This is a genomic window from Sulfitobacter sp. CW3, from assembly GCF_019392245.1.
Taxonomy (GTDB): Bacteria; Pseudomonadota; Alphaproteobacteria; order Rhodobacterales; family Rhodobacteraceae; genus Sulfitobacter.
Genome location: NZ_JAHXRL010000003.1, coordinates 345,128 through 371,956, shown reverse-complemented (window position 1 = coordinate 371,956; position 26,829 = coordinate 345,128). Strand labels below are relative to the sequence as shown.

The window sequence follows — 26,829 nt, the reverse complement described above, 5'->3', positions numbered from 1 at the left end:
ATAAATGACCGATTTCACAATGACCAAGGACGCCGACGGCGTCGCCATCATCACCTGGGACGTGCCCGGTAAATCCATGAACGTCATGTCGATCGAAGGGTTGTCCGAACTGGACGCCATCATCGACACAGTTTTGTCCGATGACAGCATCAAGGGTGCGGTTGTCACATCCGGCAAGGACGGATCGTTTGCAGGCGGCATGGACCTGAACCTGCTGGCCAAAATGCGCGAAGATGCGGGCGACGATCCTGCCAAGGGTCTGTTCGAGGGCACGATGCAAATGCACGCCCTGCTGCGCAAGATTGAACGCGCTGGCATGGACCCGAAAACCAACAAGGGCGGCAAGCCGATTGCGTCTGCCCTGCCCGGCACTGCCGCTGGTATCGGTCTGGAACTGCCACTGGCCACGCACCGCATTTTCGTCGCGGACAACCCCAAGGCGCGTATCGGCCTGCCCGAAATCATGGTTGGCATTTTCCCCGGTGCGGGCGGTACAACCCGTCTGACACGCAAACTGGGCGCGATGGGGGCCTCGCCGTTCCTGCTTGAGGGCAAGATGGTTGCCCCTGCTGCCGCGAAATCAGCGGGCCTGATCGACGAGGTAGTCGCCGATCCGGTCGCCGCCGCGAAAGAATGGGTTTTGAACGCCAAGGACGCGGACATTCTGAAGCCGTGGGATGCCAAGGGCTATAAGATGCCCGGCGGCACGCCTTACCACCCTGCCGGTTTCATGACCTTTGTTGGTGCCAATGCGATGGTCAACGGCAAGACTCAAGGCGCGTTCCCGGCAGCCAAGGCACTGTTGAGTGCGGTCTATGAAGGTGCGTTGGTTCCTTTCGATACAGCACTAAAAATCGAAGCACGCTGGTTCACCAACATCCTGCTGAACCCGTCGTCGTCGGCCATGATCCAGTCGCTGTTCCTGAACAAGGAAGCCCTGGAAAAAGGCGCTGTGCGTCCCGAAGGTGTGCCAGACCAGCGCGTCAAAAAGTTGGGCGTTCTGGGTGCAGGCATGATGGGGGCAGGCATTACGCTTGTGTCCGTTCAGGCCGGCATCGAGGTTGTGTTGATCGACCAGACCCAAGAGGCCGCAGACAAGGGCAAAGCCTATTCGGCGAGCTTCTTTGACAAGGGCATTGCACGTCGCAAATCCACCGAAGAGAAAAAGCAGGCCGCGTTGGACCTGATCACCGCGACCACCGATCTGGACGCGCTGAAAGGTTGCGATCTGATCATCGAAGCGGTGTTCGAAGACCCAGCCGTCAAGGCCGAGATGACCAAAAAGGTCGAAGCCGTGATCCCCGAGGATTGCATTTTCGCCTCTAACACCTCGACCCTGCCGATCACCGAACTGGCCAAAGCATCGTCACGCGCGGATCAGTTCATCGGCATCCACTTCTTTTCGCCTGTCGAAAAGATGCTGCTGGTCGAGATCATCAAAGGCAAGGAAACCGGTGACCGTGCCGTCGCGAAATCGCTCGATTACGTGCGCCAGATCCGCAAGACGCCGATCGTGGTTAACGACGCACGGTTCTTCTATGCCAACCGCTGCATCATCCCTTATGCCAACGAAGGCGCACGGATGATCACCGAAGGCGTTGCACCGCAACTGGTGGATCACGCGGCGCAATTGCTGGGCTTCCCTGTTGGGCCTGTGCAACTGACCGACGAGACATCCATTGATCTGGGGGCCAAGATTGCCCGCGCGACCAAGGCTGCGATGGGCAATGCCTATCCTGCGTCCCAAGCCGACGATCTGATTTTCTGGATGGAAGATCTGGGCCGTCTGGGCCGCAAAGCCAACGCAGGCTTTTTTGACTATGATGAAAAAGGCAAGCGGCAGGGTTATTGGAAGGGCATGCACGACAAGTTCCCGCTGGCCGAAACCCAGCCCGATCTGCGCGATGTGCAGGATCGTCTGATGTTCTCGCAGGTGCTTGAAGCTGTGCGCGCACTGGAAGAAGGCGTGTTGGAAGACATCCGCGAAGGCGATGTTGGCGCGATCCTTGGCTGGGGCTTTGCGCCTTGGTCCGGTGGCCCGTTCAGCTGGCTTGATATCATCGGCGCACCCTATGCCGCTGAACGCTGTGACCAGTTGCAAGCCAAGTTCGGCGATCGTTTCGAATGCCCTGCCCTGCTGCGTGAAATGGCAGACAAAGGTCAGACATTCTATGGCCGTTTCGGACCGGATGCCAAAGCCGCCTGATCAGGCGTCACATCTAAAAGACATACGGCCAGCAGGTAACTGCTGGCCGTTTTTGTATCTATCGCAATGACGCGCTGGCTGCGGCTAATTCGCATCCTCGAAGCGGTAGCCAAACCGCGCAATATCGGCCGCGCAAATCCGCGCCACGATCTGCACAAGATCATCCGTGTAATAGCTTTGATACGCGGCATCACGGTCAGAGACGTTTTCATTTGGCAGCGTCAGCGTGAACCCCAGATGATCAAACAGGGGCTGGGCGTCTTGCGTGAAATGCTCAAGCCGGATGAACAGATTACCCTGTTCCGCCCCCGCGCCGTCTTGCAGATAGCTGCCATAGGGTGCGTTTTGCAGGCTGGCTTGCAACGCTGGCGTTTCAAGGAATGCGGCGAAACTGGTTTGTTGCGCAAGCCGGACCATGGGGTGATCAAAGGACTGCGCCCGCAGCCAGTGATAATAGCTCACGATCCGGTCCCACGGGTTGCGCACCAAGGTGAAACAAAACATCTGGGCAATCTCGTTGCGCGTCACCACCCCTTCGATATCGGCCAGCGTCGAATGCTTCCAAAGCCGCCCCGCCGCCTGCACGTCCTTCATACGTTTGCGGCGCTTTAGCGCTTTGGGCGTGTCACCCAGCATGATGTCATCTTTCATCGCGCGACCTTCCAGCGCCAGCGCCAGCGACGTTCCCCCGGTCTTGGGGCTATGCACAAAGATGTAATTACGGCCACGGCTAATGATCATCGCACGCGCCTTTGCGCGCCTGTCGCGGCACGCTGTGCAAAATCATCCTGTGGTTCGCTATGTTTCATACTTTTAACTTTACGCAACTGGCGCAATACTCAAGCAGAAAAACCGCGCAACGCCGAAGGATACATCATGGGTTGGATGACAAACGAAGACGGATTGGAAAAGTGCCGCGCCAACTATGTGCCGCTTAGCCCGCTGTCGCACCTGCAACGCGCGGCCCATGTGTTTCCCGATGTTCTGGCCGTTTCCTATGGCGCGCACCGCACGACCTATGCCCAATATCATGCCCGATGCAGCCGCTTGGCATCGGCGCTGGCGGATATGGGCGTGATGCCCAGCGACGTGGTATCAACCATTTTGCCCAATATCCCCGCCCAAGCCGAGGCGCATTTCGGCGTGCCCGCATGTGGTGCCGTGTTGAACACCATTAACACCCGTTTGGACGTCGATACCGTCGCCTATATCCTTGATCATGGCGAAGCCAAGGTCGCGCTGGTCGATACCCAGTTCGTTGAGCTGGCGGAAGCCGCCTGTGCCACGCTGGACACCCCGCCGACCCTGATCGAAGTTCCCGATGCGCAAGCTGGGTTCCCGGCAACCGGACGCTACCCGACCTATGATGATCTGCTGGCGAAGGGTGATCCAGCCTATACGTGGGTCATGCCCCAAGACGAATGGGAAAGCCTTGCCTTGAACTATACGTCTGGCACCACAGGCCGGCCCAAGGGCGTCGTTTACCATCACCGCGGTGCCTATCTGATGACCATGGGCACCGTTGTCAGCTGGCGTATGGTGATGCGTCCGGTCTTTATGCAGATCGTGCCGCTGTTTCATTGCAACGGCTGGAACCATGCGTGGATGATGCCCCTGCTGGGCGGCACCTTGGTCTGCTGCCGCGACATCACTGCCAGCGCCATCTACGACGCCATCGCGGGCGAAGGCGTGACCCATTTCGGTGGTGCACCGATTGTGTTGAACATGATGGTCAACGCGCCCGACGCCGAACGCCGCGCCTTTGACCACGTTGTCGAAGTCTTTACCGCAGGTGCGCCCCCCGCCCCCGCGACCCTTTCCAAGATCGAGGCATTGGGGTTCAACGTCACCCAGGTTTACGGCCTGACCGAAACCTATGGCCATGTCACCGAATGCCTATGGAGTGCTGATTGGGACGCGTTGCAAGGCGAAGATCGCGCCGCCGTAAAGGCCCGCCAAGGCGTGCCAATGCCGATGATGGAAGACATCACCGTATTGAACCCCGACATGACCCAAGTCACCAAGGACGGGGCCACCCAAGGCGAGATCATGATCCGCGGGAATTCGGTGATGAAAGGGTATTTCAAAAATCCCGAAGCCACAAAAGAAGCGTTTGAAGGGGGGTATTTCCATTCGGGCGATTTGGCCGTGCAGCATCCCAACGGCTATATGCAGATCGCCGACCGCGCCAAGGATATCATCATCTCGGGCGGTGAAAACATCTCCTCGGTCGAGATCGAAGGTGTGCTGATGGGGCACCCGGATGTGAACCTTGCCGCTGTTGTCGCCAAGCCCGATGATAAATGGGGCGAGGTGCCTTGCGCCTTTGTGGAACTAAAACCCGGCCAGATAGGGGACGAAGTCGCGATGATCGCCTTTGCCCGCGAAACCTTGGCCGGTTTCAAAACCCCCAAAAAGGTCGTGTTTCAAGAGCTGCCAAAAACTTCGACCGGCAAAATCCAGAAATTCGAACTGCGCAAGAAAGCTGCCACGCTTTAGCGTCTGATCACCCCACCAAAATTACGCTGCTCGGCGGGCCACAACTGCCCGCCGTTCCCGTAGACTTGCGTACCCTCGCGTAGCATTCAGCAAATTCCTTGGAACAAACGTCGACTGCGCTGGTTATCTCCCCGTGACGAAGGGCGCTGGCGGACGACAGCTCACTGCCTGATAATTCAGTAACAGACACTTTTAACGAGTGACAGAAAGCGAACAAGATGACACGGATTTCGAAACTTACCCTAAGCACCGCAATGTTGGTTGGCACGATGTTTGGCGGCGCGGCCCTGGCAGCCGATAACGAAACAGTGGATCATACAGAGGTCGGATCGCTTAGCTGTGATGTAGGCGACGGCAGCGGTTTCATCGTTGGCTCGAGCCGCGAACTGACCTGTATCTTTAACCCCGTCGAAGATGGTCAAGCAGACGAAAAATATGTCGGCGAAATCAACCGCTGGGGTCTGGATATCGGCGAGACGCAAAACGGCCAGATGTCATGGCTTGTTCTGGCTCCAACCGAGTCCGAATATAGCGAAGGCGGGTTGAACGGCTCTTACAAGGGTGTATCTGCCGAAGCGACATTTGGTGTAGGCCTTGGCGCGAACGTGATGACCGGTGGTTCTGAAAACACGCTGGCGCTGCAGCCGGTAAGCGTGAACACCCAAAACGGCATCAACCTTGCTGTAGGTGTGGGCGAGATCAACCTGACCCGCGTCGGCGGCTAAACCCCGCGCAAATTTTACGAATAGAGGGCGGCGATGTGCCGCCCTTTTTCGTTCTCGTGCACCTACCCCAGACGCTTTTCATACCGCCATGCATTGATGGTATGTGGCCCGTCTTCGGTTTCCACCTCGTAGGGAACCGTCGCAGCCAGAACCCAGCCGGATTTTTCATAGAAACGTGCCGCGCGGTCATTGCCAACCAAACAGGCAAGCCATTTCAACCCGTCACCCAATGCGGCCTCCGCATTGGCCATCAGGTCGCGCGCGGTGCCTGATCCTTGGAAATCCGGCGCGACGTAAAACTGATAAAGCTCGTCACCCTCAAGCATAAAGAACCCGGCCATCTGGCCGTCAATCCAAGCGACCTGCGTCTGCTTCAAATGCGCCGTGGTTCTTGTCAAAAACTCGTCCGCTGTGCGCTGCTTGGTCAGTGATTGCGGTGCGGCCGCACCATGCCCCTGCATCCACCCGTGACGCCACAACGCCGCAATCGCGGGGATGTCGTCAGATACTGCGGGTTTTACATCCATTAATCTGTTCTCCTGCACGTTTGGACCACGCTGGCTGGTGCTGGCCCATTGATCAAGTCTTATCAGGTGCTAAAGTACGGCAAAATAACTAGGCAGTATATTACAGCTCATGACGGCCCTCACGAAATACGCGCGCATCGAAGCGACGGGCCTTTGGCGTGCCGACCCCAAAGATCAACGTCGCGAGGTCATCGTGTCAATCGGGGACGCGACGCTGGTGATTTCGGACATGAAGGACCAAGCGATAGCGCATTGGTCGCTTGCCGCGGTGGCCCGTGCAAACCCCGGCATACGTCCTGCGATATTTCACCCCGACGGCGACCCCGCCGAAACGCTCGAGATCGCAGACACCCACAGCGAGATGATCGATGCCATCGAAACCCTGCGCCGCGCAGTCGAACGCAACCGCCCGCATCCGGGGCGTTTGCGCCTGATCGGTGTCCTGGGGTCCATCTTTACGGTGGTCGCCTTGGCGCTGTTCTGGCTGCCCGGTGCCATGCAGGATCACACGCTAAAAGTCGTGCCAAAGGTGAAACGCGCCTCGATCGGGATCGCATTGCTGCGCCAGATCGAACGGGTGTCCGGCGTGGCCTGCACCAACCCGCGCGGTCGCGCCGCCCTGGTCAAGCTTGGCACGCGCCTGTCAGCGGGGCCGTTGACCGTGTTGCCCGCCATGACCCGCGACAGCATCCACCTGCCCGGCGGACTGATCGTGCTGAACAAAACCATCTTTGAAGACTATGAATCCCCCGATGTTGCCGCCGGTTTCATCCTGTCCGAAGTAGTCAAACGCGCGCAAAGCGACCCGCTGCGCGACATGTTGGCCGACCTCAGCCTGCGCGAAAATTTCCGCCTGCTTACCACCGGCGAGATTTCCGAACCCGCTCTCAAAGACTATGCCGAAACGCTGATGGCGGCGCAGGACACGCCAGCACCGGTGGGCCAACTCCTGGCACGGTTCAATGACGAACGGCTGCACAGCACCCCCTATGCAGAAGCGCTTGATATCACTGGTGAAACGACACTGGCCCTGATTGAGGGCGATCCAATGGCGGGCCAAGATACCGACCCGCTGATCAACGATTCCGATTGGCTGCGCCTGCAAAACATCTGCGGCGGCTAGGGAAAGCATATGCTGGATATCGGCCTGCGCCTCGCCCTGTCACCTGTGTTGCTGATACAAGGTGCCTGCGTGCGCGCCCGCGCTCTAAAACTGCCCGAGGCAAGCGGCCCCCGAGAAGGCATAATCGGCACTGGCCCCGCATTGTCGGTGTTAATACTGGGCGATTCATCTGCGGCTGGCGTTGGCGTCACGCATCAAGATCAAGCGCTTGCAGGTCAATTGTCGCAACAGCTGTCGCAGGATTTCAGCCTCAACTGGCGTTTGATCGCAAAGACCGGCGCGACGACTGCCAGTACGCTTAAGCACCTCGAAGGGCTTGCCCCATCGCCCGTCGATATTGTGGTGACGGCCCTGGGTGTGAATGACGTCACCCATGCTGTTCCCTTTGGGGTTTGGCAACGACGGCAACACGCATTGCACGCGCGCATTGAACAGCTTTTTGCGCCACGACTGGTCTATATGTCGGGCGTGCCGCCGCTGGGTCTTTTCCCGATCCTGCCATACCCGCTGCGCTGGACATTGGGCAGGCAAGCCGCGCGGTTTGATCAGGCATTGGCCACATCGCTGGGCACCAGAAAACACTGGCACCACATGCCATTTGACGTGCCGTTGGACCCCACGCAAATGGCGGCCGACGGCTTTCATCCCGGTCCCGGAATCTATGCGCTTTGGGGAAAAGAAATAGCCAGCCGGATCAACACCGACTGGCCACCTGTTTCAAACCGGCACTAAGCCCTAGCGAATATAGGCGTCCTGATATCCACCGCCGCGCAACTTGCCCAATGCGTGGGGTGCTGACGCCTTGGCAAACGGACCCGCCTGAACAGATAGATAGATCTTGCCACCGCGTGTCGATTTGCCGATCCGCGCGCCCATGCCCATGCCGGCAATACGTTTGGCCGCCCGCTGTGCATTGGCTGCGTCTTGAAAGACCCCCACCTGCACATAGGTGCTGCCACCATTACGGATTTGCGCAGATGCGGTATCAGGCTCGGCCGCGGAACGGCTGGAATAGGTTGACGTGCGCACGGCAGGTGCCGCACCACGGTTTCGCACGACCCGCTTGACCACCTGCCCGCCCCGCGTGGACAGCGTTACGTGACCCATTTCGCGGCTCTGCTGATCAATCGATGTATACGGGTAAATCAACGGCATGCGCGCCGTCACGTCCTGCCCTGTCGTTTGGTTGATCAAACGACGCGGGACAGTGTTGGTCCACATCAAAAGCATCTGCGCCCGACCAGCCAGGTTTTGCTCGGCCCGTTTCGGGTTCAAGCGATCATCTTCCCAAACCGGCTTGTAGCCTTTCGGGACCTGCACGGTGTTGTAGGTGTTGATGCGGTTGACCGCGACATGCTTGGGAACAATGCGGGTGGTTGGGGTAACGGCGACAGTACCAGCCGGGATTTTGCGGTGCGATGTCGCACGGCGCGCGACTTGTGCAATCGGCTCGGTCTGCGGGCCACACCGTTCCGCCAGCCCCGACCGCCCCATATAGCTTTGCGCAAGAGCGGACCGTTCCGGACAGACACTACGACGCCCTTGCGGGGCAACGGACGCGGCGACAACCGGACGTGGGGCTGTTTGGCGCACCACCGCTGGTGCCGTCTGGCGAACAACAGGCGGCGTGCGGCGGATTTGGGGAACAGGGCGCGGTTTCACAGCCGCGGGCGCGGTCTGCGCTGGTGCATCATTTAGCGTAATCTGCACCGGTGCATTCGCTTGCGGTGCGGGGAATGCCAGCGCAGTGCCGACATTCGTCGGTTTAAAGCCACAGACGCCAGCACGCTTGCGCGTCACACGCGGCACCCAAGTCACATTTCCATCAATGCCTGCCCGAATGAAAACACAGCCAGCGCTGTCGACATATTGCTTACCCTTATAGGACGCGGGCGGGAACTCTTTCGGTTGTTCCTCAAACGATTGGGCCTGCCCCGCTCCGATGCTGGCAGCCCCAAAAACGACAGCGATTGCGACAATATTCAAAAACTTCATCTGCGCCCCCAACACAACATATAGTCTAAATAATGCGTCATCCCCTAGTCAGAGTAAAGCTTCCTATAACAGGCTCAGCACATTTGCGTCATTATTTCGTGCCAAACATCCGGTCTCCCGCGTCACCCAAACCAGGGACGATATAGCCCAACTCGTTCAGCTTTTCATCCACAGCAGCCGTCACGATAGGCACATCGGGATGTGCTTCTTGCATGCGCTTGATGCCTTCGGGTGCTGCCAACAAACACAAGAACCGGATATTGGTGGCACCAGCCTCTTTCAACATATCGATTGCCGCGACAGATGAATTGCCCGTGGCCAACATCGGGTCCACTGCAATTACCAAACGATCGTCCATGCCTTCAGGCACCTTGAAATAGTATTTGACCGGCTTCAGCGTCTCTTCATCGCGGTACAGGCCGACAAACCCAACACGCGCGGACGGGATCAGCTCAAGAACGCCATCCAACAAACCATTGCCCGCCCGCAGGATCGATATCAGCGCCAGCTTCTTGCCATCCAGCGTAGGTGCATCCATCGGCTGCATCGGTGTCTCGATCCGCTTTGTGGTCATCGGCAACCCGCGCGTCACCTCATAAGCCAAAAGCTGGCTGATTTCGCGCAGCAATTGCCGAAAAACGGCCGTCGGCGTTTCCTTGTCACGCATGATGGTCAGCTTGTGCTGCACCAGCGGATGGTTCACCACGGTGAGATGTTCAGATGTATCGGGCATAGCTGCGCTCTCCATTTTGCTTGGCTCGACTCTTGCCTTGAAATGCCATGGCCCGCAACCATAGCGCGCCCCGTCTGGGTTCATTTTGCCAAATAAACTCCGGGGGAATCGTGGCTTGCCACGATGGGGGCTGGCCCCCGTCACCGCTATTTTGGAACAACCACGCCCAAATGTTCAGCAACCAACGTCGCCACATCCTTGAACCCGATCAACCCCAAACTTCCCTGACCAAACCCCTGCACCAAGACCGGCGCGCGCTCTCTGGTGTGATCGGTTCCTACCCAGGTCGGATCATTTCCATGATCTGCCGTCAGCACCAGAATGTCCCCATCGCGTAGCTTCGACATGATTTTGCCGATCTCGGCGTCAAACCATTCCAGCGCGCGTGCATATCCAGACACATCGCGCCTGTGCCCATAAATGCTGTCAAACTCGACAAAATTGGCAAATGTCAGACTGCCGTCCTCGGCGGTCTCAACCAAATCATCCAGATGTCGCATCAAGGTTTCATCCGGCCCTTTGCGCAACTCGTCAAAACCCGACATCGAAAAAATATCGCCGATCTTGCCAACTGCATAGACACGCCGCCCGGCATCCTGAACCCAATTGCTCAGCACAGGCGCGGGCAGTTCGATGGCAAAGTCCCGGCGATTTGCCGTGCGCGTAAACCCGGCCTCGGCGTCCCCAACAAAGGGGCGCGCGATCACACGCCCGACTTTCATCTCATGCGCAATCGGCGCGATCTTGGCGCATAGCTCGATCAGCCGGTCCAGCCCGAAATGCACCTCATGTGCTGCAATCTGCAAAACGCTGTCAGCCGATGTATAGCAAATCGGATAGCCCGTCGCGATATGCTCGGCACCGAATTCCTCGATGATAGCCGTGCCGGGGGCATGACAATTGCCCAATATCCCGTCTACGCCGGCCAGCTCCGCCAATTGTGCCAACAGCTCAGGTGGAAACGAATTTCTGACATCTGCAAAGTAATGCCATTCCCAAGGCACAACCAACCCGGCAAGCTCCCAATGGCCCGACGGCGTATCCTTGCCACGTGACAGCTCTGTCGCGGCACCCCACGTTCCGGTAACTTCGCCCGCCAAACTCGCCACCTCAAGCCCGCTGGACAGTTTGGTCGCAGCGCCCAAGCCCATCGACACCAGATTGGGCAGGTTCAACGGACCAGAACGCCCCTCTTCCGCGCGCCCTTCGGCACAGGCCTGTGCGATATGTCCGACGGTGTTTGAACCGGTATCCGGCACCGAGCCGTTGAAAAATGCATCAGCATCAGGTGCGCCCCCAATGCCGACCGAATCCATGACCACCAAAAATGCACGTGCCATCAGCCCACCCGCTCAAGAATAAGATCCGGTGATTTAACAGGTTTCGTCGTCAGTGTAATCGCACTGCGCACGGCTCTTGCGGCTCTTTCGGCATCCTCTGACCGGACCGCGTGAATGACGGCCAAGGGATCGCCCTTGGCGACCTTTACGCCCAGCCGCACGACTTCCGACAACCCTACGGCTGTGTTTATCTGGTCGGTTTCCAACATGCGCCCGCCGCCAAGCGCCACCACAGCCATGCCCAACGCCTCGCCATCAATAGCCGAGACATAACCAGCCTCGGGCGCAGGGATTTCGCCTATGATTGTGGCCTCAGGCAAAAAGCGGTTCCAATTCTCCACAAATTGCAAAGGCCCGCCCATTTCCGCGATCATCATGCCAAACCGCTCCGCCGCACGTCCGTCGCGGATGGCGCTGCAAATCGCATCCGCCCCCTGCTGCACATCTGCGGCAAGGCCCGCATTGGCCAACAAAACCCCACCCAGAGCAGCACAAACCGATACAATCGGACCTTCGGTTTGCCCCGTCAGCACCCGCATCACCTCAGCCACCTCAAGCGCATTGCCAAGGCTGGGTACCAAGGGCTGGCTCATATCGCTAATGATTGCTGTCGTCTTGCAACCGCTGGCATTGGCGGTTTTGGCCAAGGCACCGGCCAACATCTGCGCCTGCTCAAGATCTTTCATGAACGCGCCACTGCCAACTTTGACATCCAGCACCAGCCCTTGCAAACCTGCGGCCAGCTTTTTCGATAGGATCGATGCCGTGATCAGATCCATGCTATCAACAGTCGATGTCACATCGCGCACCGCGTATAGTCGTTTGTCCGCAGGCGCGATATCGCCTGTGGCCCCGACAATCGCACAGCCGATCTTGCCAACGACCCGTCGCAACTGCGCCTCATCCATTTGCGTCGAAACGCCCGGAATGGCCTCCATCTTGTCCAGCGTGCCGCCCGTATGGCCCAGACCACGTCCGGAAATCATCGGAACATAGGCACCGCAGGCTGCCAAAGCCGGCGCAAGGATAAGGCTGACACAATCGCCCACACCGCCGGTCGAATGCTTATCCAGAACCGGCCCGTTCAAATTCCATGTCAGAACCTGCCCACTGTCGCGCATCGCAAGGGTCAGCGCCACGCGGCCCGCGTCGCTTAGGCCGACCTGACAGACCCCCATCGCAAAGGCCCCGGCCTGCGCATCGCTGACGCGCCCATCGGCCAAGGCTTTGGCAAACCAAACCAGCTCGTCACGGTTGGGTGACTGCCGATGCCGCAGCTTGCCGAGAATAACACGCGCATCCATGTGCTAGGTTTCCATATGGGCACGGCCAAATGCCCCCGGCAACAGCTCGGCCAGCGGCATGACTTCTTCAACACCCGAAAGCGTGGCCATGGTGACCCGCGCATCGCCTTTACCAAATTCAGCCAGCTTCTGCCGACAGCCCCCGCAAGGGGTGATTGGCATCGGGCTACCCGCAATAACATAGGCTTCGGTAAACTCTGTTTCGCCTGCTGCCACCATCGCCGCGATGGCACCAGCCTCGGCACAAGTGCCCTCCGGATAGGCCACATTCTCAACGTTGCAGCCCACATAAAGCGCACCAGAAAGCCCCCGCAGCGCCGCCCCCACTTTGAAATTTGAATAGGGCGCATAGGCATTGGCCTGAACCGCGCTGGCTTTGTCTCTTAAATCTTGTGTCATTGGGCCTCCGTTCACGAAAGTATAAAAAGCTTTGCTCAAAGTTGCGATGGCAAAAGAATAAAAACCTTTACCGTTCATTTTGCCGAAAAACTCCGGGGGATGAGCGGCTTGCCGCGATGGGGGCTGGCCCCCAACACCGTCGCTTTTCGACGCCACGTCAAATGCCATGTTGGCGCGGGCCAAAATATAGTTTAACGCTAAACCATTCGCCAAAAGGACCTAAAATTATGACCGATGCGCCCAACCTGCGCCAAGCTGCGCTTGATTATCACGCCTTTCCAAAACCCGGAAAGCTGGAAATCCGCGCGACCAAGCCGTTGGCCAATGGTCGTGATCTGGCCCGTGCCTATTCGCCCGGCGTCGCCGAGGCCTGCCTCGAGATCAAATCAGACCCGTCAACGGCCGCGCTCTATACTACCCGCGCCAATCTGGTCGGCGTGGTCACCAATGGTACGGCCGTTTTAGGCTTGGGCAACATCGGTGCGTTGGCCTCCAAACCGGTGATGGAGGGCAAAGCCGTCCTGTTCAAGAAATTCGCCAACATCGACTGCTTTGACATCGAACTGAACGAAAACGATCCTGAAAAACTGGCTGAACTGGTCTGCGCGCTGGAACCCACTTTTGGGGCCATTAACCTCGAAGACATCAAAGCCCCTGATTGCTTTACGGTCGAGAGAATCTGCCGCGAGCGGATGAACATTCCTGTCTTTCATGACGACCAGCACGGCACAGCCATCGTCGTAGGTGCCGCCGTCAAGAACGCGCTTTTTGTGGCCAAAAAGAAATTCGAAGACATCAAAATCGTTTCAACCGGTGGCGGGGCGGCGGGTATTGCGTGCCTCAACATGTTGCTGAAATTGGGCGTTAAACGTGAAAACGTCTGGCTTTGCGACATTCACGGTCTGGTCTATGAAGGCCGCGAAATCGACATGAACCCGATCAAAACCGAATATGCGCAAAAATCCGATCTGCGGCATTTGGCCGATGTCATTGACGGGGCTGATCTGTTTCTTGGTCTGTCCGGTCCCGGTGTCCTGACCCCTGAACTGGTTCAGAAAATGGCCCCCCGGCCGATTGTCTTTGCCCTCGCAAACCCGACCCCTGAAATCATGCCCGACCTTGTCCGTGCCGTGGCACCCGATGCGATTATTGCAACAGGCCGGTCGGATTTCCCCAATCAGGTCAATAACGTGCTGTGCTTTCCGTTCATCTTTCGCGGTGCGTTGGATGTCGGGGCCACCACCATCAACGACGAGATGAAGATCGCCTGTATTGACGGCATTGCCGCCCTTGCGCGTGCCACCACCTCTGCCGAGGCCGCCGCCGCCTATCAGGGCGAACAGCTGACATTTGGCGCGGATTACCTGATCCCCAAACCGTTCGACCCGCGCCTGATTGGTGTTGTGTCCTCGGCTGTGGCCAAGGCCGCGATGGAGACCGGCGTGGCGACCCGCCCGATCGAAGATCTGGACGCCTACCGCCACAAGTTGGACAGCTCGGTGTTCAAATCCGCCCTTCTGATGCGCCCGGTATTCGAGGCCGCGCGCGCCGCCCCGCGCCGTATCGTCTTTGCCGAAGGCGAGGACGAGCGTGTATTGCGTGCCGCCCAAGCCATGGTCGAGGAAACCAGCGAACGCCCGATCCTGATTGGCCGCCCCGAAGTCATCGAACGGCGCATTGAAAAGGCCGGCCTGACCATCAAGCTGGGCGAATCCGTCGATCTGGTGAACCCCGAGAATGACCCACGCTACCGCGATTATTGGGAGACCTATCACCACCTCATGGCGCGCCGTGGCGTGTCGCCCGATATTGCCCGCGCGATCATGCGCACTAACACCACCGCAATCGGCGCGGTCATGGTCTACCGCGAGGAAGCGGACAGTCTGATCTGTGGCACTTTCGGTGAATTCCGCTGGCACATGAACTATATCGAACAGGTCTTGGGCCGCGATGGCAGGCGGCCGCATGGCGCATTGTCATTGATGATCCTCGAAGATGGGCCACTGTTTATCGCCGATACGCAGGTGCATCTGCATCCGACCCCCGAACAGATCGCCGAGATCGCGATTGGTGCGGCCCGCCACGTGCGCCGTTTCGGGATCGAACCGAAAATCGCATTCTGTTCGCAAAGCCAATTCGGCAATCAGGGCGAGGGCAGCGGCAAACGTTTGCGCGCCGCCATTCGCATGCTGGACGAGGGCAGCCACGATTTCTGCTATGAGGGCGAGATGAACATCGACACCGCGCTTGATGCGGAATTGCGCAATCGTCTACTACCGTCCAACCGGATGGAAGGGGCCGCGAATGTGCTGGTCTTTGCCCATGCAGATGCGGCCTCGGGCGTGCGTAACATCCTCAAGATCAAGGGCGGCGGGCTAGAGGTCGGGCCGATCCTGATGGGCATGGGCAACCGCGCGCATATCGTATCGTCGTCGATTACCGCACGCGGTTTGCTGAACGTCGGCGCGATTGCAGGGACCCCGGTCACCGAATACGGTTAAGCCTGAAACGACAAACGCCGCCCGGTTTGGGGCGGCGTGCATATCCTCGATCAGTCCGGTTTATTTTGCAGATTTACCACCCTTGGCTGCAAAAATCGGTTTGATATCAGCCATTGCTGCGATTGGCTGTTTGGCAGGCCGCGCGTCAGCTTTGGCCTTTTTCTTTTTGTTGGCGATCTTGTCACCCATTGTCCTAAACCTTTGATTAAAGACGGGGGGCCAGTGGAATACGACCCCTACCCATCAAGCTAGCTGAACGCCGGGGCCAGTGCTGGTCCATATTCGACAAATGCGTCTGTTTTCGACATCGAAGATCGCGATTATTTGTAAAGACATTCAACCCCGCCCTGTCAAAGCCTGTAAATTTTCTTTCACAATGGCGGCCTAATCCAGCAAGAACCTTGCCCTGCCCCGCAACTGTGCCCTAACAAAAGGACCAAGCGATCACGGGAGGGAGCCGCACATGGGATATCAGGACACCTATAAAAACTGGCAGGACAATCCAGAGGCCTATTGGCTGGACCAAGCAAAAACGATTGACTGGGATCAGGCACCAACCCAAGCGATGTTCGACAAGGGCAACGGTCTTTATGAATGGTTCGCCGACGCCAAGGTGAACGGCTGTTATAACGCTGTTGATCGCCATGTTGAAAACGGCCGCGCCGATCAGGTGGCGATCATCCACGACAGCCCCATCACCGGCACCCAGACCAAGATCACATTCGCCGAACTGCAAACTCGTGTGGCCGCCGTTGCAGGCGCGTTGCAGGCCAATGGCGTGACCAAAGGCGACCGCGTCATCATCTATATGCCCATGGTCCCCGAGGCGCTGGAGGCGATGCTGGCCTGCGCCCGGATCGGCGCGGTGCATTCCGTTGTCTTTGGTGGTTTCGCAGCGCACGAACTGGCCGTGCGGATCAATGACTGCACGCCCAAGGCGATCCTTGCCGCGTCCTGCGGGTTGGAACCCAACCGTATCGTTCAGTACAAGCCCCTGCTGGACAGCGCTATCGAGCAGGCCGATCACAAGCCTGATTTCTGCATGATCCTGCAACGCGACCAATCCCCCTGCGATCTGATCCCCGGTCGTGATCTGGATTGGCACGCGGCCCAAGATGGCGTTGCCCCCGCGGATTGCGTTCCCGTCGACGGCAACCACCCCGCCTATATCCTGTATACGTCTGGCACCACCGGCGCGCCCAAGGGCGTGGTACGCCACACCGCCGGCCATCTGGTGGCGCTGAACTGGACGATGAAAAACATTTATAACGTCGATCCCGGCGATGTCTTCTGGGCCGCGTCCGACGTCGGCTGGGTCGTAGGGCACAGCTATATCTGCTATGGTCCGTTGATCCACGGCAACACAACGATTGTGTTCGAGGGCAAGCCGGTCGGCACGCCCGATGCAGGCACCTTTTGGCGGATCATCCAGGAACACAACGTGCGCAGTTTCTTTACCGCGCCAACGGCCATTCGTGCTGTCAAACGCGAAGATCCAGACGGCTTAGAAATCGGCAAATACGATATTTCCAGTCTGCGCGGTTTGTATCTGGCCGGCGAACGTGCGGACCCTGACACCGTTGTCTGGGCGCAGGAAAAACTGGGCGTGCCGGTCTACGATCACTGGTGGCAGACCGAAACCGGGTTCACCATCGCGGGCAACCCCGCCGGGCTCGAGGCCCTGCCGGTCAAGGTCGGATCCCCCACCGTGCCGATGCCCGGCTATGACGTGCAAATTCTGGACGAAGCAGGCCATCCGCAGCCCGCAGGCACCCTTGGGTCCATCGCGATCAAGCTGCCCCTGCCCCCCGGCACCCTGCCGACGCTTTGGAACGCCGAAGACCGGTTCCGCAAAAGCTATCTGACCACCTATCCCGGATATTACGAGACCGGCGATGCGGGGATGATCGACGAAGATGGCTATCTGTATATCATGGCGCGCACAGATGACGTGATCAACGTCGCGGGTCACCGCCTGTCCACCGGCGCGATGGAGGAAGTCCTGGCCGCCCACCCCGATGTGGCCGAGTGCGCCGTGATCGGTGTCAGCGACGCGCTAAAAGGCCAAGCGCCGATGGGTTTCGTTTGCCTGTCCAAAGGCGTGAACCGCCCGCACAGCGATATCGCCGCCGAATGCGTTCAGATGGTGCGCGACCAGATCGGCCCGGTGGCCGCCTACAAGATGACCCTCGTTGTGGACCGCCTGCCCAAGACGCGATCGGGCAAAATCCTGCGCGCCACCATGGTCAAAATCGCGGATGGGGAACCCTTCAAACTGCCCGCTACCATCGACGACCCCGCCATTCTGGACGAGATCAAAGCGGCGCTTCAGACAATCGGCTACGCAAAGGACTGATGGATGGGCTCCTTGCTTTTGGAGCAGTGCGCTTAGGGGAGTAAGAGCGGCGGTGCAGACATTGCCGCCGTTCAGTTTACGCACTATCCCTGCCCCATTAGGTTCAACTTCCTCTGGGGCTACGCCAAAAAATGACTAAATTTGATCTCGTGATTTTCGATTGTGATGGGGTGCTTCTCGACAGTGAGATGATAGCATGTCGTGCAGATGCCGAAGCTTACACCCGTTTCGGATATGAAATCACGACAGAAGAGGTCGCAAGGCGCTTTGCAGGCATGCCGAATGAGGCTGTCGATGCGGCTCTTACCGCTGAAATTGGAAAGAGCCTGCCCGCCGATTTTAGATCCGAGATAAAGAAAGAAGTGATTGGGAAATACAGAACTGAACTACAACCGATCAGCGGTGCAAAAACTCTTCTGTCCTCTTTGAAAACAGCCAAATGCATCGCATCATCAGCAGCACCTGCGAAACTGGCGCTAGGGCTAATCGAGACCGAAATGTACGAGCTGATGTACCCGAATATCTTCTCAACAAGGTTGGTTAAAAAGGGAAAGCCGCACCCTGATATTTTCTTATATGCCGCAGGAAAGATGAAGACTTCTCCATCGCGCTGTATCGTCGTTGAAGATAGCGTTGCAGGTGTCACAGCCGCTAAGTCTGCGGGTATGACCTGCATAGGTTTTACCGGCGGGTCCCATTGCACAGACGGGCACGCTCAACGCTTGTATGACGTTGGGGCGGACACGGTTGTCGATAGGCTGGAGGCTATATTGTCGCTCGTTGAGTGACCTATAAAGCAGGCTCATTGCAGCCCTTTTTCCCAAGGGTACTTCGGTAACAGCCCCTATGCGCATTTTTGCAAGGACCTGCCCCCACAGCCACCAGAAAACCGTTATTGCGATCTTAAACCCGTTCGATTACAAAAACTGCATCAGATCGCCGGGTTCACGGCGCTGGTTTCCAGAGAGCTTTTACGATGATACTTTTACGACTTGCGGCCTTTGAGCAGCAGTTGAAATGGATTGCGGTCGGTCTGGGCATCTTCAGCACAATCAGTTTGGTACAAGGTTGGCAATTGGCGGCGATGCTGTTCAGCCTGCCGTTTTGCCTGATATGGGTGTACTGCGGCTGGCTGCGGACCGAACCACAGCTGAAATACCTCAATATCATGTTCTCGGCGCTTTATGTGTACGGTATCGCGCGGTATTTTCTGATCTAGCGTCAGGGTGGCATAAAAAAAGCGGCCCCGCAGGACCGCTTTTCCGCTTCAATCAAATCAGCTTATTTGTGCTTAGCCATAAAGTTGTCGACTTGCTTTTCGGCTTCTTCTTTGGCGATGCCGTATTTGGCTTGGATTTTACCAACCAGTTGGTCGCGTTCGCCTGCGGCCTCGGTCAGATCATCATCCGTCAGATCGCCCCATTCTTCTTTGATTTTACCGGTCATCTGCTTCCAGTTGCCTTTGACTGTATCCCAATTCATAGCGGTTCTCCATCATGATTAGCGGCGCTTGAAACACCATCAGGGTGTCTCTTGCGTCTCATTAATCAAACGTGCCGCCGCTGATTTTGTTCCCTACAAAATGGGGTCGCCTCAGGTGAACTGCTCGCTGATCAGCCGCTCTTCCAGACCGTGGCCCGGATCAAACAGGATGCTGTGCGAAATCGTCGGATCTGATCTGATCTCGACCGACACGACATGGCGATGGGAAATGCCATCGGCGTCGGCCATCACAGGCCGCTTTTCCGGCTCGAGCACATCAAAACGCACCGTCGCGGTTTTCGGCAATAGCGCGCCGCGCCATCGTCTAGGCCGGAAAGCTGCAACAGCGGTAAGCGCCAGCACATCCGCCCCGATCGGCAAGATCGGCCCGTGGGCTGAATAATTATACGCCGTCGACCCGGCAGGCGTTGCCAAAAGCGCGCCGTCACAGACCAGCTCTTCCATGCGCACGCGCCCGTCAACGCTGATCCGCAGCTTTGCGGCTTGCGGCCCCTCGCGCAGCAACGCCACCTCGTTCAGTGCCAATCCCATCGACGTGGTGCCATCCGCATGGGTCGCAACCATGACCAACGGGTTAATCACGGCTTCCTCAGCTGCATCCAACCGCTCGATCAGCGTGTCCTCGGCGTATTCGTTCATCAAAAACCCGATGGTGCCGCGGTTCATCCCATAAACCGGCACCTTCAACGACTGCGTATCATGCAAGGTTTGCAACATAAAACCGTCACCACCCAGCGCCACAATCACCTCGGCCTCGGACGCGGGCACATTGCCATACTGCGTACCTAACGCCTGCAAAGCGGCTTGGGCGACGTCGGCACGGCTGGCGGTAAAGGCGATTTTCATGGGCACAAGTTTCCAATCGGGGATATTCTGACGCGAAAGAACCACATTATCCACCGCTCTACCAGCTTTGCCGTTTATGTCGCCCAGCCCGGCGGAATACGACCTTCACGCCGCCAACGGTTTGAGATAGACAACGCGCAATTCATACCCTTTCAAAAGGAACACCAAATGTCCGGTTTCTTCACTAAGACCTTGTCGCAAGCAGACCCCGCAATTTTCGGCTCCATTTCAGACGAGCTGGGCCGCCAGCGCAGCGAAATCGAATTGATTGCCTCCGAAAACATCGTCTCTGCTGCCGTAATGGAAGCGCAAGGCTCGGTGATGACCAACAAATACGCCGAAGGCTATCCGGGCCGTCGCTATTACGGCGGGTGCGAATTCGTCGATGTCGCGGAAAACCTGGCCATTGACCGCGCAAAAGAACTCTTTGGCTGCGGCTTTGCCAACGTGCAACCAAACTCCGGCTCGCAGGCAAACCAAGGCGTGTTTCAGGCCCTCTTGCAGCCCGGCGACACGATCCTCGGGATGAGCCTCGACGCAGGTGGCCACCTTACACATGGTGCCAAGCCGAACCAGTCAGGCAAATGGTTCAACGCCATCCAATACGGCGTGCGCAAACAGGACAACCTGCTCGACTACGATCAAGTCGAAGCGCTCGCAAAAGAACACCAGCCCAAAATGATCATCGCCGGCGGCTCCGCCATCCCACGCCAGATTGATTTCAAACGCATGCGCGAGATCGCCGATATGGTCGGCGCGTATCTGCACGTGGACATGGCCCATTTCGCAGGTCTGGTAGCAGCCGGCGAACACCCCTCGCCCTTCCCGCACGCACATGTTGCCACGACAACAACCCACAAAACCCTGCGCGGGCCCCGCGGTGGCATGATCCTCACCAATGACGAGGCGCTGGCAAAGAAATTCAACTCCGCCATTTTCCCCGGCATCCAAGGTGGCCCGTTGATGCATGTCATCGCGGCCAAAGCCGTCGCCTTTGGCGAAGCCCTGCAGCCCGAATTCAAAACCTACATCAAACAAGTCATCGCAAACGCCCAAGCGCTAAGCGATCAGTTGATCAAAGGCGGGCTCGACACCGTAACCCACGGCACCGACACCCATGTCGTTCTGGTCGATCTGCGCCCCAAAGGCGTCACAGGTAATATAGTGGACAAGGCTCTTGGCCGCGCGCATATCACCTGCAACAAAAACGGTGTGCCTTTCGACCCGGAAAAGCCAACGATCACATCGGGCATTCGCCTTGGCTCCCCCGCCGCCACAACCCGTGGTTTTGGCGAGGCTGAATTCCGCCAGGTCGCCGATTGGATTATCGAAGTCGTCGATGGCCTTGCCGCCAATGGTGCCGAAGGCAACGCAGACGTCGAAGCCAAGGTAAAAGCCGAAGTCGAAGCGCTCTGCGCCCGCTTCCCCATTTACCCAAACCTCTAAACGTCTTCCCCCGTCCATTTCCAAATGGTTTTAATCCCGGGGGAAGCCCGACAGGGCGGGGGCAGCGCCCCTTCACCCTCGCAAAAATCAACCCCGGCCGCATCGGCTGCCGGGGTACAGATCATACCCCTTGTAATTACCCCGATCTGCCCTGATCCTCTAAGAAACTCATTTCCATTACAAAGAGGTTCACATGGACATCAAGCACACAGGCACCCGCCCCTCCGAAGCGGGATCGCCAGAGTATTTCACCGGCACCGTGCGCCTTGATCCAGTTGTTTCGGCCCCCGACCCTGCCCGCATCCGCGCAGCGACCGTGACGTTTGAGCCCGGCGCGCGCACCGCTTGGCACACGCATCCCTTGGGTCAAACACTTGTGGTGCTGTCAGGTGCTGGTCTTGCCCAATCTCAAGGGGGGCCGATCAAACCCTTGCGGCCCGGCGATACCGTCTGGTTCGCCCCCGGCGAAAAACACTGGCACGGGGCCGCGCCTGACTGCGCAATGACCCATCTCGCCATTCAAGAGGCCTTGGACGGAAAAGCAGTAGACTGGCTAGAGCATGTCACCGACGCGCAATATGCCGATCAAATGTAGCCGCGCCACCACAGGAAAGCGATAAACGCGACCGCGACGAACAACAGGTTAAACCCAACACTTCCCGCGATGCCAAGGATGCGAGCCTTGCGGGCCTCAGCCACATCAATGCCCCGCAAATACGCCATCACGCTGTCAAACGCGGCTTGCATCGCAGGCCCGTCCAACCGCCGCGCCATCTTTGGGTTTTCCGCGAAAAATTCAGCCTCAGCCAAGGTGCCAGCCTGCGCACGGATCGCAACAGGTAACCGGCGTCCGGCCTTACGCACCGCATGCCCCAGATCACGGCCCCGCACGCCCAGTTTTTCGTCCAACTGACGGCGCACCGCGTAGGTTTTCTTATAAATGTCTTTTTGACTCAGCATTCTATATCCTAAACACTCTGGCCTATCCGCTGCAATGGCCGTAAATCTCACACCATGCTCAGTTTCTCAGAATATGGCACCGCAACAGATGCCGCCGCCCTTTTGATTGTCCACGGCCTGTTCGGTTCGGGCCGCAATTGGGGCGTGATCGCCAAACGGCTGTCCGACACCCGCCGCGTGATCACCGTTGATATGCGCAACCACGGCGACAGTCCGCGCGCAGACACGCAGACCTATCCAGACATGGCCGCCGATCTGGCTAAGCTTATTCGCCACATCGGCGCACCGATGGATGTTTGTGGGCACTCGATGGGTGGCAAGGCATCGATGGTTCTGGCCCTTCAACACCCCGAACTGGTGCGCCGCCTGATCGTCGCAGACATCGCGCCCGTCGCCTATGATCACAACCAACAAGGCTTCATCGACGCCATGCGCAGCGTCGATCTTTCCACGCTCACCCGCCGCTCCGACGCCCAAGAACAACTTGCCGCCGCCGGGGTGGAAGCCGCATTGCAAAGCTTTTTCACCCAATCCCTCGACGTGGCCAACAAGGCGTGGAAACTGAACCTTGATGTGCTCGAGGCCGATATGCCTCAAATCGTCGGTTGGCCTGAAACCGTCACCGGCCCCTTCAACGGCCCGACCTTCTTTTTGTCAGGTGCCGCGTCGCATTATGTGAAACCTGAATACCGGCCCCTGATCAAGTCACTGTTCCCCAATGCCCATTTCGCAAAAATTCCCGGCGCGGGTCATTGGCTGCATGCTGAAAACCCCCGCGCGTTCGAGGCATCGGTGCGCGCCTTCCTCGATCACGGCGAACCTTAAAAACAACCGCAGCCGCGCCACGAAACGGCCCCTCTTCTCTGGCTCTTAAATATCCCGGGGTTTGGGGCAGCGCCCCAATCCGCCATCCCCAAAACCAAAACCCGACCAGATAGCGGCCATCCCCCCTTGCACCTCTCCCCCCAAGGCCTATAACGCGGAGAATTTGCAAACATCCGGGGGCCTGAACCATGCCAAAAAGAACCGATATCAAATCGATTATGATCATTGGTGCGGGGCCCATCGTGATCGGTCAGGCCTGCGAATTTGACTATTCCGGCGCTCAGGCCTGTAAGGCCCTGAAAGAGGAAGGCTACCGCGTCATCCTCGTCAACTCCAACCCTGCGACAATCATGACCGACCCGGGGCTGGCAGACGCCACATATATCGAACCGATCACCCCCGAAATCGTCGCTAAAATCATCGAAAAAGAACGCCCCGACGCACTGCTGCCCACCATGGGTGGCCAAACCGGGCTGAACACCTCCCTCGCCCTCGAAGAAATGGGCGTGTTGGAAAAATACGGCGTCGAGATGATCGGGGCAAAGCGCGAAGCCATTGAAATGGCAGAAGATCGCCAGCTGTTCCGCGAAGCGATGGACCGTTTGGGCATTGAAAACCCCAAGGCCACAATCGTCACCGCCCCCAAGAATGCTGCCGGCAAGAAAGACCTCGCCGCAGGTGTGGCCATCGCGCTTGAGGCGCTTGACTATGTCGGCCTGCCCGCGATCATCCGCCCTGCCTTTACCATGGGCGGTACTGGTGGTGGTGTTGCCTATAACCGCGACGATTATGAATTCTTCTGCCGCTCGGGCATGGACGCGTCCCCGATGGGCCAGATCCTGATCGACGAGTCCCTGCTGGGCTGGAAAGAATTCGAGATGGAGGTCGTGCGCGACACTGCGGACAACGCCATCATCGTATGTTCCATCGAAAACATCGACCCTATGGGCGTACACACGGGCGATTCGATCACCGTCGCCCCTGCGCTGACGTTGACCGACAAAGAATACCAGATCATGCGCAACCACTCGATCGCCGTCCTGCGCGAAATCGGCGTGGAAACCGGCGGATCAAACGTGCAATGGGCCGTGAACCCTGCCGATGGCCGCATGGTCGTGATCGAAATGAACCCGCGCGTGTCGCGTTCCTCGGCGCTGGCGTCCAAGGCGACGGGTTTCCCGATTGCCAAGATCGCCGCGAAACTGGCCGTTGGCTTTACGCTGGACGAGCTTGATAACGACATCACCGGCGTGACCCCTGCATCTTTCGAGCCGACAATCGACTATGTCGTCACCAAGATCCCGAAATTCGCGTTTGAAAAATTCCCAGGCTCCGAACCCTACCTGACCACCGCGATGAAATCCGTGGGCGAGGCAATGGCGATCGGCCGCACGATCCACGAATCCCTGCAAAAGGCGCTGGCATCGATGGAATCCGGCCTGACCGGTTTTGACGAAATCGACATTCCCGGTGCCCCCGAACAGGCCGCCCTGATCAAAGCGATCAGCAAGCAAACCCCTGACCGCATGCGCACCATCGCCCAAGCGATGCGTCACGGCATGTCTGACATCGACATCCATGGTGTGACCATGTTCGACCCGTGGTTCCTTGCCCGTATCCGCGAGATCGTCGAGGCCGAAGAAGTCGTGCGCCAAGAAGGTCTGCCCCTGACTGAAACCGGCATGCGCCAGCTCAAAATGATGGGCTTTACCGATGCACGCCTTGGCATTCTGACCGGCCGCGACGAAGACAATGTGCGCCGCGCCCGTCTGAACCTTGGCGTCAAGGCCGTGTTCAAACGCATCGATACCTGCGCCGCCGAGTTTGAGGCGCAAACCCCGTATATGTATTCCACCTATGAATCCCCCGCCTTTGACGAAGTCGAATGCGAGGCGCGCCCGTCCGACCGCAAAAAGGTCGTGATTCTGGGCGGTGGCCCGAACCGTATCGGCCAGGGCATCGAATTCGACTATTGCTGCTGTCACGCCTGCTATGCGCTGACCGACGCGGGTTACGAGACCATCATGGTCAACTGTAACCCCGAAACCGTGTCGACCGACTATGACACCTCGGACCGCTTGTATTTCGAGCCGCTGACCTTTGAACATGTCATGGAAATCATGCGCGTCGAACAGGAAAACGGCACGCTGCACGGTGTGATCGTCCAATTCGGTGGCCAGACTCCGCTGAAAATCGCACAAGCCTTGCAAGACGCGGGCATCCCGATCCTTGGCACCACGCCCGACATGATCGACCTTGCCGAAGACCGCGAACGCTTTGCCGATCTGGTCAAAAAGCTGGGCCTGAAACAGCCACATAACGGCATCGCCCATTCCGACGCCGAGGCGCTGGAAATTGCAGCCGACATCGGTTTCCCGCTGGTGATCCGCCCGTCTTACGTCTTGGGTGGCCGCGCGATGGAAATCGTGCGCGATCAAGCCAGCCTTGAACGCTATATTCGCGAGGCCGTGGTTGTATCGGGTAAAAGCCCGGTGTTGCTGGATAATTACCTATCCGGCGCGGTCGAGCTTGACGTTGATGCGCTGTGTGACGGCAAAAACGTCCACGTCGCAGGCATCATGCAACACATCGAAGAGGCCGGCGTGCATTCGGGCGACAGCGCCTGTTCGCTGCCCCCCTATTCGCTCTCGCGCGAGATCATTGCCGAAGTCGAAAAACAGACCAAGGCGCTGGCCCTTGCGCTAAACGTCGTCGGCCTGATGAACATCCAGTTCGCCATCAAAGACGGCGAGATTTACCTGATCGAGGTCAACCCCCGTGCCTCGCGCACCGTGCCCTTCGTGGCCAAAGCGACGGACAGCGCGATTGCGTCCATCGCCGCGCGGATCATGGCGGGCGAACCGCTGTCGAACTTCCCGCTGCGCGCGCCCTACAATGCCGATGCCGCCTATGACGACGTGCTGCCGCTTGGCGATCCGATGACGCTGGCCGACCCGAACATGCCGTGGTTCTCGGTCAAAGAGGCGGTTCTGCCCTTCGCCCGTTTCCCCGGTGTCGACACGCTGCTGGGGCCGGAAATGCGCTCTACCGGCGAAGTCATGGGCTGGGATCGCGACTTCCCGCGTGCCTTCCTCAAGGCGCAAATGGGCGCAGGCAACCCGCTGCCCCGCAACGGCTGCGCTTTCCTGTCGATCAAGGACATGGACAAAACCGACGACATGCTAAGCGCCGCGCGCATCCTGCTCGAGCAGGACTTTACCATCGTCGCGACCCGTGGCACCGCCGATTGGCTGACATCCCATGATATCGCGTGCCAGATCGTCAACAAAGTCTACGAAGGCCGCCCCGACATCACCGACATGATGAAGGACGAAGCGATCCAACTGGTGATGAACACCACCGAAGGCGCGCAAGCGGTCGAAGACAGCAAATCCATCCGCTCCATCGCGCTGTATGACAAGATCCCGTACTTCACCACCGCTGCGGGTTCTTATGCAGCGGCACTGGCGATCAAAGCACAGGCCGAAGACGAGATTGGCGTGAAGTCACTGCAGGGGTAATTAAGTGGCATCGCCTGCCT

The 26,829-nt window shown here is 58.2% G+C and carries 24 protein-coding genes; 13 read left to right on the top strand and 11 right to left on the bottom strand.

Annotated elements, in window-relative coordinates; all coding sequences use genetic code 11:
• Positions 1–4: 4 nt before the first annotated feature.
• The gene (locus KZZ06_RS08735) at positions 5–2,206 is read left to right on the top strand and encodes a 3-hydroxyacyl-CoA dehydrogenase NAD-binding domain-containing protein (protein ID WP_219579647.1); all 2,202 of its coding nucleotides are present in this window, start codon (positions 5–7) and stop codon (positions 2,204–2,206) included.
• An 84-nt stretch (positions 2,207–2,290) separates the two neighbouring features.
• Here the strand turns inward: KZZ06_RS08735 and KZZ06_RS08730 are convergent, their stop codons facing one another.
• Entirely contained in the window at positions 2,291–2,947 is a 657-nt protein-coding gene (locus KZZ06_RS08730) for a sulfotransferase family 2 domain-containing protein (protein ID WP_219579646.1), read from the bottom strand.
• 135 nt (positions 2,948–3,082) lie between these two features.
• Here KZZ06_RS08730 and KZZ06_RS08725 point away from each other — a divergent pair, with 135 nt between their 5' ends.
• Both KZZ06_RS08725 and KZZ06_RS08720 read left to right on the top strand, forming a co-directional pair.
• Positions 3,083–4,705: an AMP-binding protein gene (locus tag KZZ06_RS08725; protein WP_219579645.1), complete on the top strand. Its 1,623-nt coding sequence runs from the start codon at positions 3,083–3,085 to the stop codon at positions 4,703–4,705.
• A 218-nt stretch (positions 4,706–4,923) separates the two neighbouring features.
• Complete coding sequence (locus KZZ06_RS08720) at positions 4,924–5,430, top strand: DUF992 domain-containing protein (protein ID WP_219579644.1); 507 nt, start codon at positions 4,924–4,926, stop codon at positions 5,428–5,430.
• 62 nt (positions 5,431–5,492) lie between these two features.
• Here the strand turns inward: KZZ06_RS08720 and KZZ06_RS08715 are convergent, their stop codons facing one another.
• Positions 5,493–5,957 carry a GNAT family N-acetyltransferase gene (locus KZZ06_RS08715; protein WP_219579643.1) on the bottom strand — a complete coding sequence of 155 codons (465 nt, stop codon included), beginning with the start codon at positions 5,955–5,957 and terminating at the stop codon, positions 5,493–5,495.
• A 109-nt stretch (positions 5,958–6,066) separates the two neighbouring features.
• Here KZZ06_RS08715 and KZZ06_RS08710 point away from each other — a divergent pair, with 109 nt between their 5' ends.
• Positions 6,067–7,080 (top strand): hypothetical protein, encoded by a 1,014-nt coding sequence (locus tag KZZ06_RS08710; protein ID WP_219579642.1) that lies wholly within the window; start codon positions 6,067–6,069, stop codon positions 7,078–7,080.
• Between the two features lie 9 nt (positions 7,081–7,089).
• On the top strand, positions 7,090–7,812 hold the full coding sequence (locus KZZ06_RS08705; protein ID WP_219579641.1) for an SGNH/GDSL hydrolase family protein: 723 nt from the start codon (positions 7,090–7,092) through the stop codon (positions 7,810–7,812).
• Positions 7,813–7,815: 3 nt separating this feature from the next.
• Here KZZ06_RS08705 and KZZ06_RS08700 read toward each other — a convergent pair whose 3' ends face one another.
• From KZZ06_RS08700 to KZZ06_RS08680, 5 genes are all read right to left on the bottom strand, one after another.
• Positions 7,816–9,075, bottom strand: coding sequence for an SPOR domain-containing protein (locus KZZ06_RS08700; protein WP_219579640.1), 1,260 nt, complete (start codon positions 9,073–9,075; stop codon positions 7,816–7,818).
• 91 nt (positions 9,076–9,166) lie between these two features.
• On the bottom strand, positions 9,167–9,808 hold the full coding sequence (gene upp, locus KZZ06_RS08695; protein WP_257884261.1) for a uracil phosphoribosyltransferase: 642 nt from the start codon (positions 9,806–9,808) through the stop codon (positions 9,167–9,169).
• Between the two features lie 146 nt (positions 9,809–9,954).
• Positions 9,955–11,148, bottom strand: coding sequence for a phosphopentomutase (locus KZZ06_RS08690; protein ID WP_219579638.1), 1,194 nt, complete (start codon positions 11,146–11,148; stop codon positions 9,955–9,957).
• Positions 11,148–12,452, bottom strand: a complete 1,305-nt coding sequence (locus KZZ06_RS08685; RefSeq protein WP_219579637.1) for a thymidine phosphorylase — start codon at positions 12,450–12,452, stop codon at positions 11,148–11,150. Before KZZ06_RS08685 ends, KZZ06_RS08690 begins: the two co-directional genes overlap by 1 nt.
• Before the next feature lie 3 nt (positions 12,453–12,455).
• Positions 12,456–12,851, bottom strand: coding sequence for a cytidine deaminase (locus tag KZZ06_RS08680; protein WP_219579636.1), 396 nt, complete (start codon positions 12,849–12,851; stop codon positions 12,456–12,458).
• 227 nt (positions 12,852–13,078) lie between these two features.
• Between KZZ06_RS08680 and KZZ06_RS08675 the strand changes: the two genes are divergently transcribed.
• Positions 13,079–15,352, top strand: coding sequence for an NADP-dependent malic enzyme (locus KZZ06_RS08675; RefSeq protein WP_219579635.1), 2,274 nt, complete (start codon positions 13,079–13,081; stop codon positions 15,350–15,352).
• A gap of 60 nt (positions 15,353–15,412) precedes the next feature.
• Here KZZ06_RS08675 and KZZ06_RS08670 read toward each other — a convergent pair whose 3' ends face one another.
• On the bottom strand, positions 15,413–15,541 hold the full coding sequence (locus KZZ06_RS08670) for a malic enzyme (protein ID WP_219579634.1): 129 nt from the start codon (positions 15,539–15,541) through the stop codon (positions 15,413–15,415).
• A gap of 274 nt (positions 15,542–15,815) precedes the next feature.
• Here KZZ06_RS08670 and KZZ06_RS08665 point away from each other — a divergent pair, with 274 nt between their 5' ends.
• From KZZ06_RS08665 to KZZ06_RS08655, 3 genes are all read left to right on the top strand, one after another.
• Entirely contained in the window at positions 15,816–17,708 is a 1,893-nt protein-coding gene (locus KZZ06_RS08665; protein WP_219579633.1) for a propionyl-CoA synthetase, read from the top strand.
• A gap of 131 nt (positions 17,709–17,839) precedes the next feature.
• Entirely contained in the window at positions 17,840–18,496 is a 657-nt protein-coding gene (locus KZZ06_RS08660) for an HAD family phosphatase (RefSeq protein WP_219579632.1), read from the top strand.
• Between the two features lie 188 nt (positions 18,497–18,684).
• Entirely contained in the window at positions 18,685–18,927 is a 243-nt protein-coding gene (locus KZZ06_RS08655) for a peptidase (RefSeq protein WP_219579631.1), read from the top strand.
• 62 nt (positions 18,928–18,989) lie between these two features.
• Here KZZ06_RS08655 and KZZ06_RS08650 read toward each other — a convergent pair whose 3' ends face one another.
• Both KZZ06_RS08650 and KZZ06_RS08645 read right to left on the bottom strand, forming a co-directional pair.
• The gene (locus KZZ06_RS08650; protein ID WP_219579630.1) at positions 18,990–19,190 is read right to left on the bottom strand and encodes a CsbD family protein; all 201 of its coding nucleotides are present in this window, start codon (positions 19,188–19,190) and stop codon (positions 18,990–18,992) included.
• Positions 19,191–19,301: 111 nt separating this feature from the next.
• Positions 19,302–20,057, bottom strand: a complete 756-nt coding sequence (locus KZZ06_RS08645; RefSeq protein WP_219579905.1) for an NAD kinase — start codon at positions 20,055–20,057, stop codon at positions 19,302–19,304.
• 168 nt (positions 20,058–20,225) lie between these two features.
• On the opposite strand from KZZ06_RS08645, the gene glyA reads away from it, so the two are divergent.
• Positions 20,226–21,503 carry a serine hydroxymethyltransferase gene (gene glyA, locus KZZ06_RS08640; protein WP_219579629.1) on the top strand — a complete coding sequence of 426 codons (1,278 nt, stop codon included), beginning with the start codon at positions 20,226–20,228 and terminating at the stop codon, positions 21,501–21,503.
• A gap of 193 nt (positions 21,504–21,696) precedes the next feature.
• The gene (locus tag KZZ06_RS08635) at positions 21,697–22,098 is read left to right on the top strand and encodes a cupin domain-containing protein (protein ID WP_219579628.1); all 402 of its coding nucleotides are present in this window, start codon (positions 21,697–21,699) and stop codon (positions 22,096–22,098) included.
• Here the strand turns inward: KZZ06_RS08635 and KZZ06_RS08630 are convergent.
• The gene (locus KZZ06_RS08630) at positions 22,089–22,463 is read right to left on the bottom strand and encodes a hypothetical protein (RefSeq protein WP_219579627.1); all 375 of its coding nucleotides are present in this window, start codon (positions 22,461–22,463) and stop codon (positions 22,089–22,091) included. The genes KZZ06_RS08635 and KZZ06_RS08630 overlap by 10 nt on opposite strands.
• Before the next feature lie 54 nt (positions 22,464–22,517).
• On the opposite strand from KZZ06_RS08630, the gene KZZ06_RS08625 reads away from it, so the two are divergent.
• Together KZZ06_RS08625 and carB are read left to right on the top strand one after the other, a co-directional pair.
• Positions 22,518–23,288, top strand: coding sequence for an alpha/beta fold hydrolase (locus tag KZZ06_RS08625; RefSeq protein WP_219579626.1), 771 nt, complete (start codon positions 22,518–22,520; stop codon positions 23,286–23,288).
• A 188-nt stretch (positions 23,289–23,476) separates the two neighbouring features.
• On the top strand, positions 23,477–26,809 hold the full coding sequence (gene carB / locus KZZ06_RS08620) for a carbamoyl-phosphate synthase large subunit (RefSeq protein ID WP_219579625.1): 3,333 nt from the start codon (positions 23,477–23,479) through the stop codon (positions 26,807–26,809).
• The last annotated feature ends 20 nt before the right edge of the window (positions 26,810–26,829 follow it).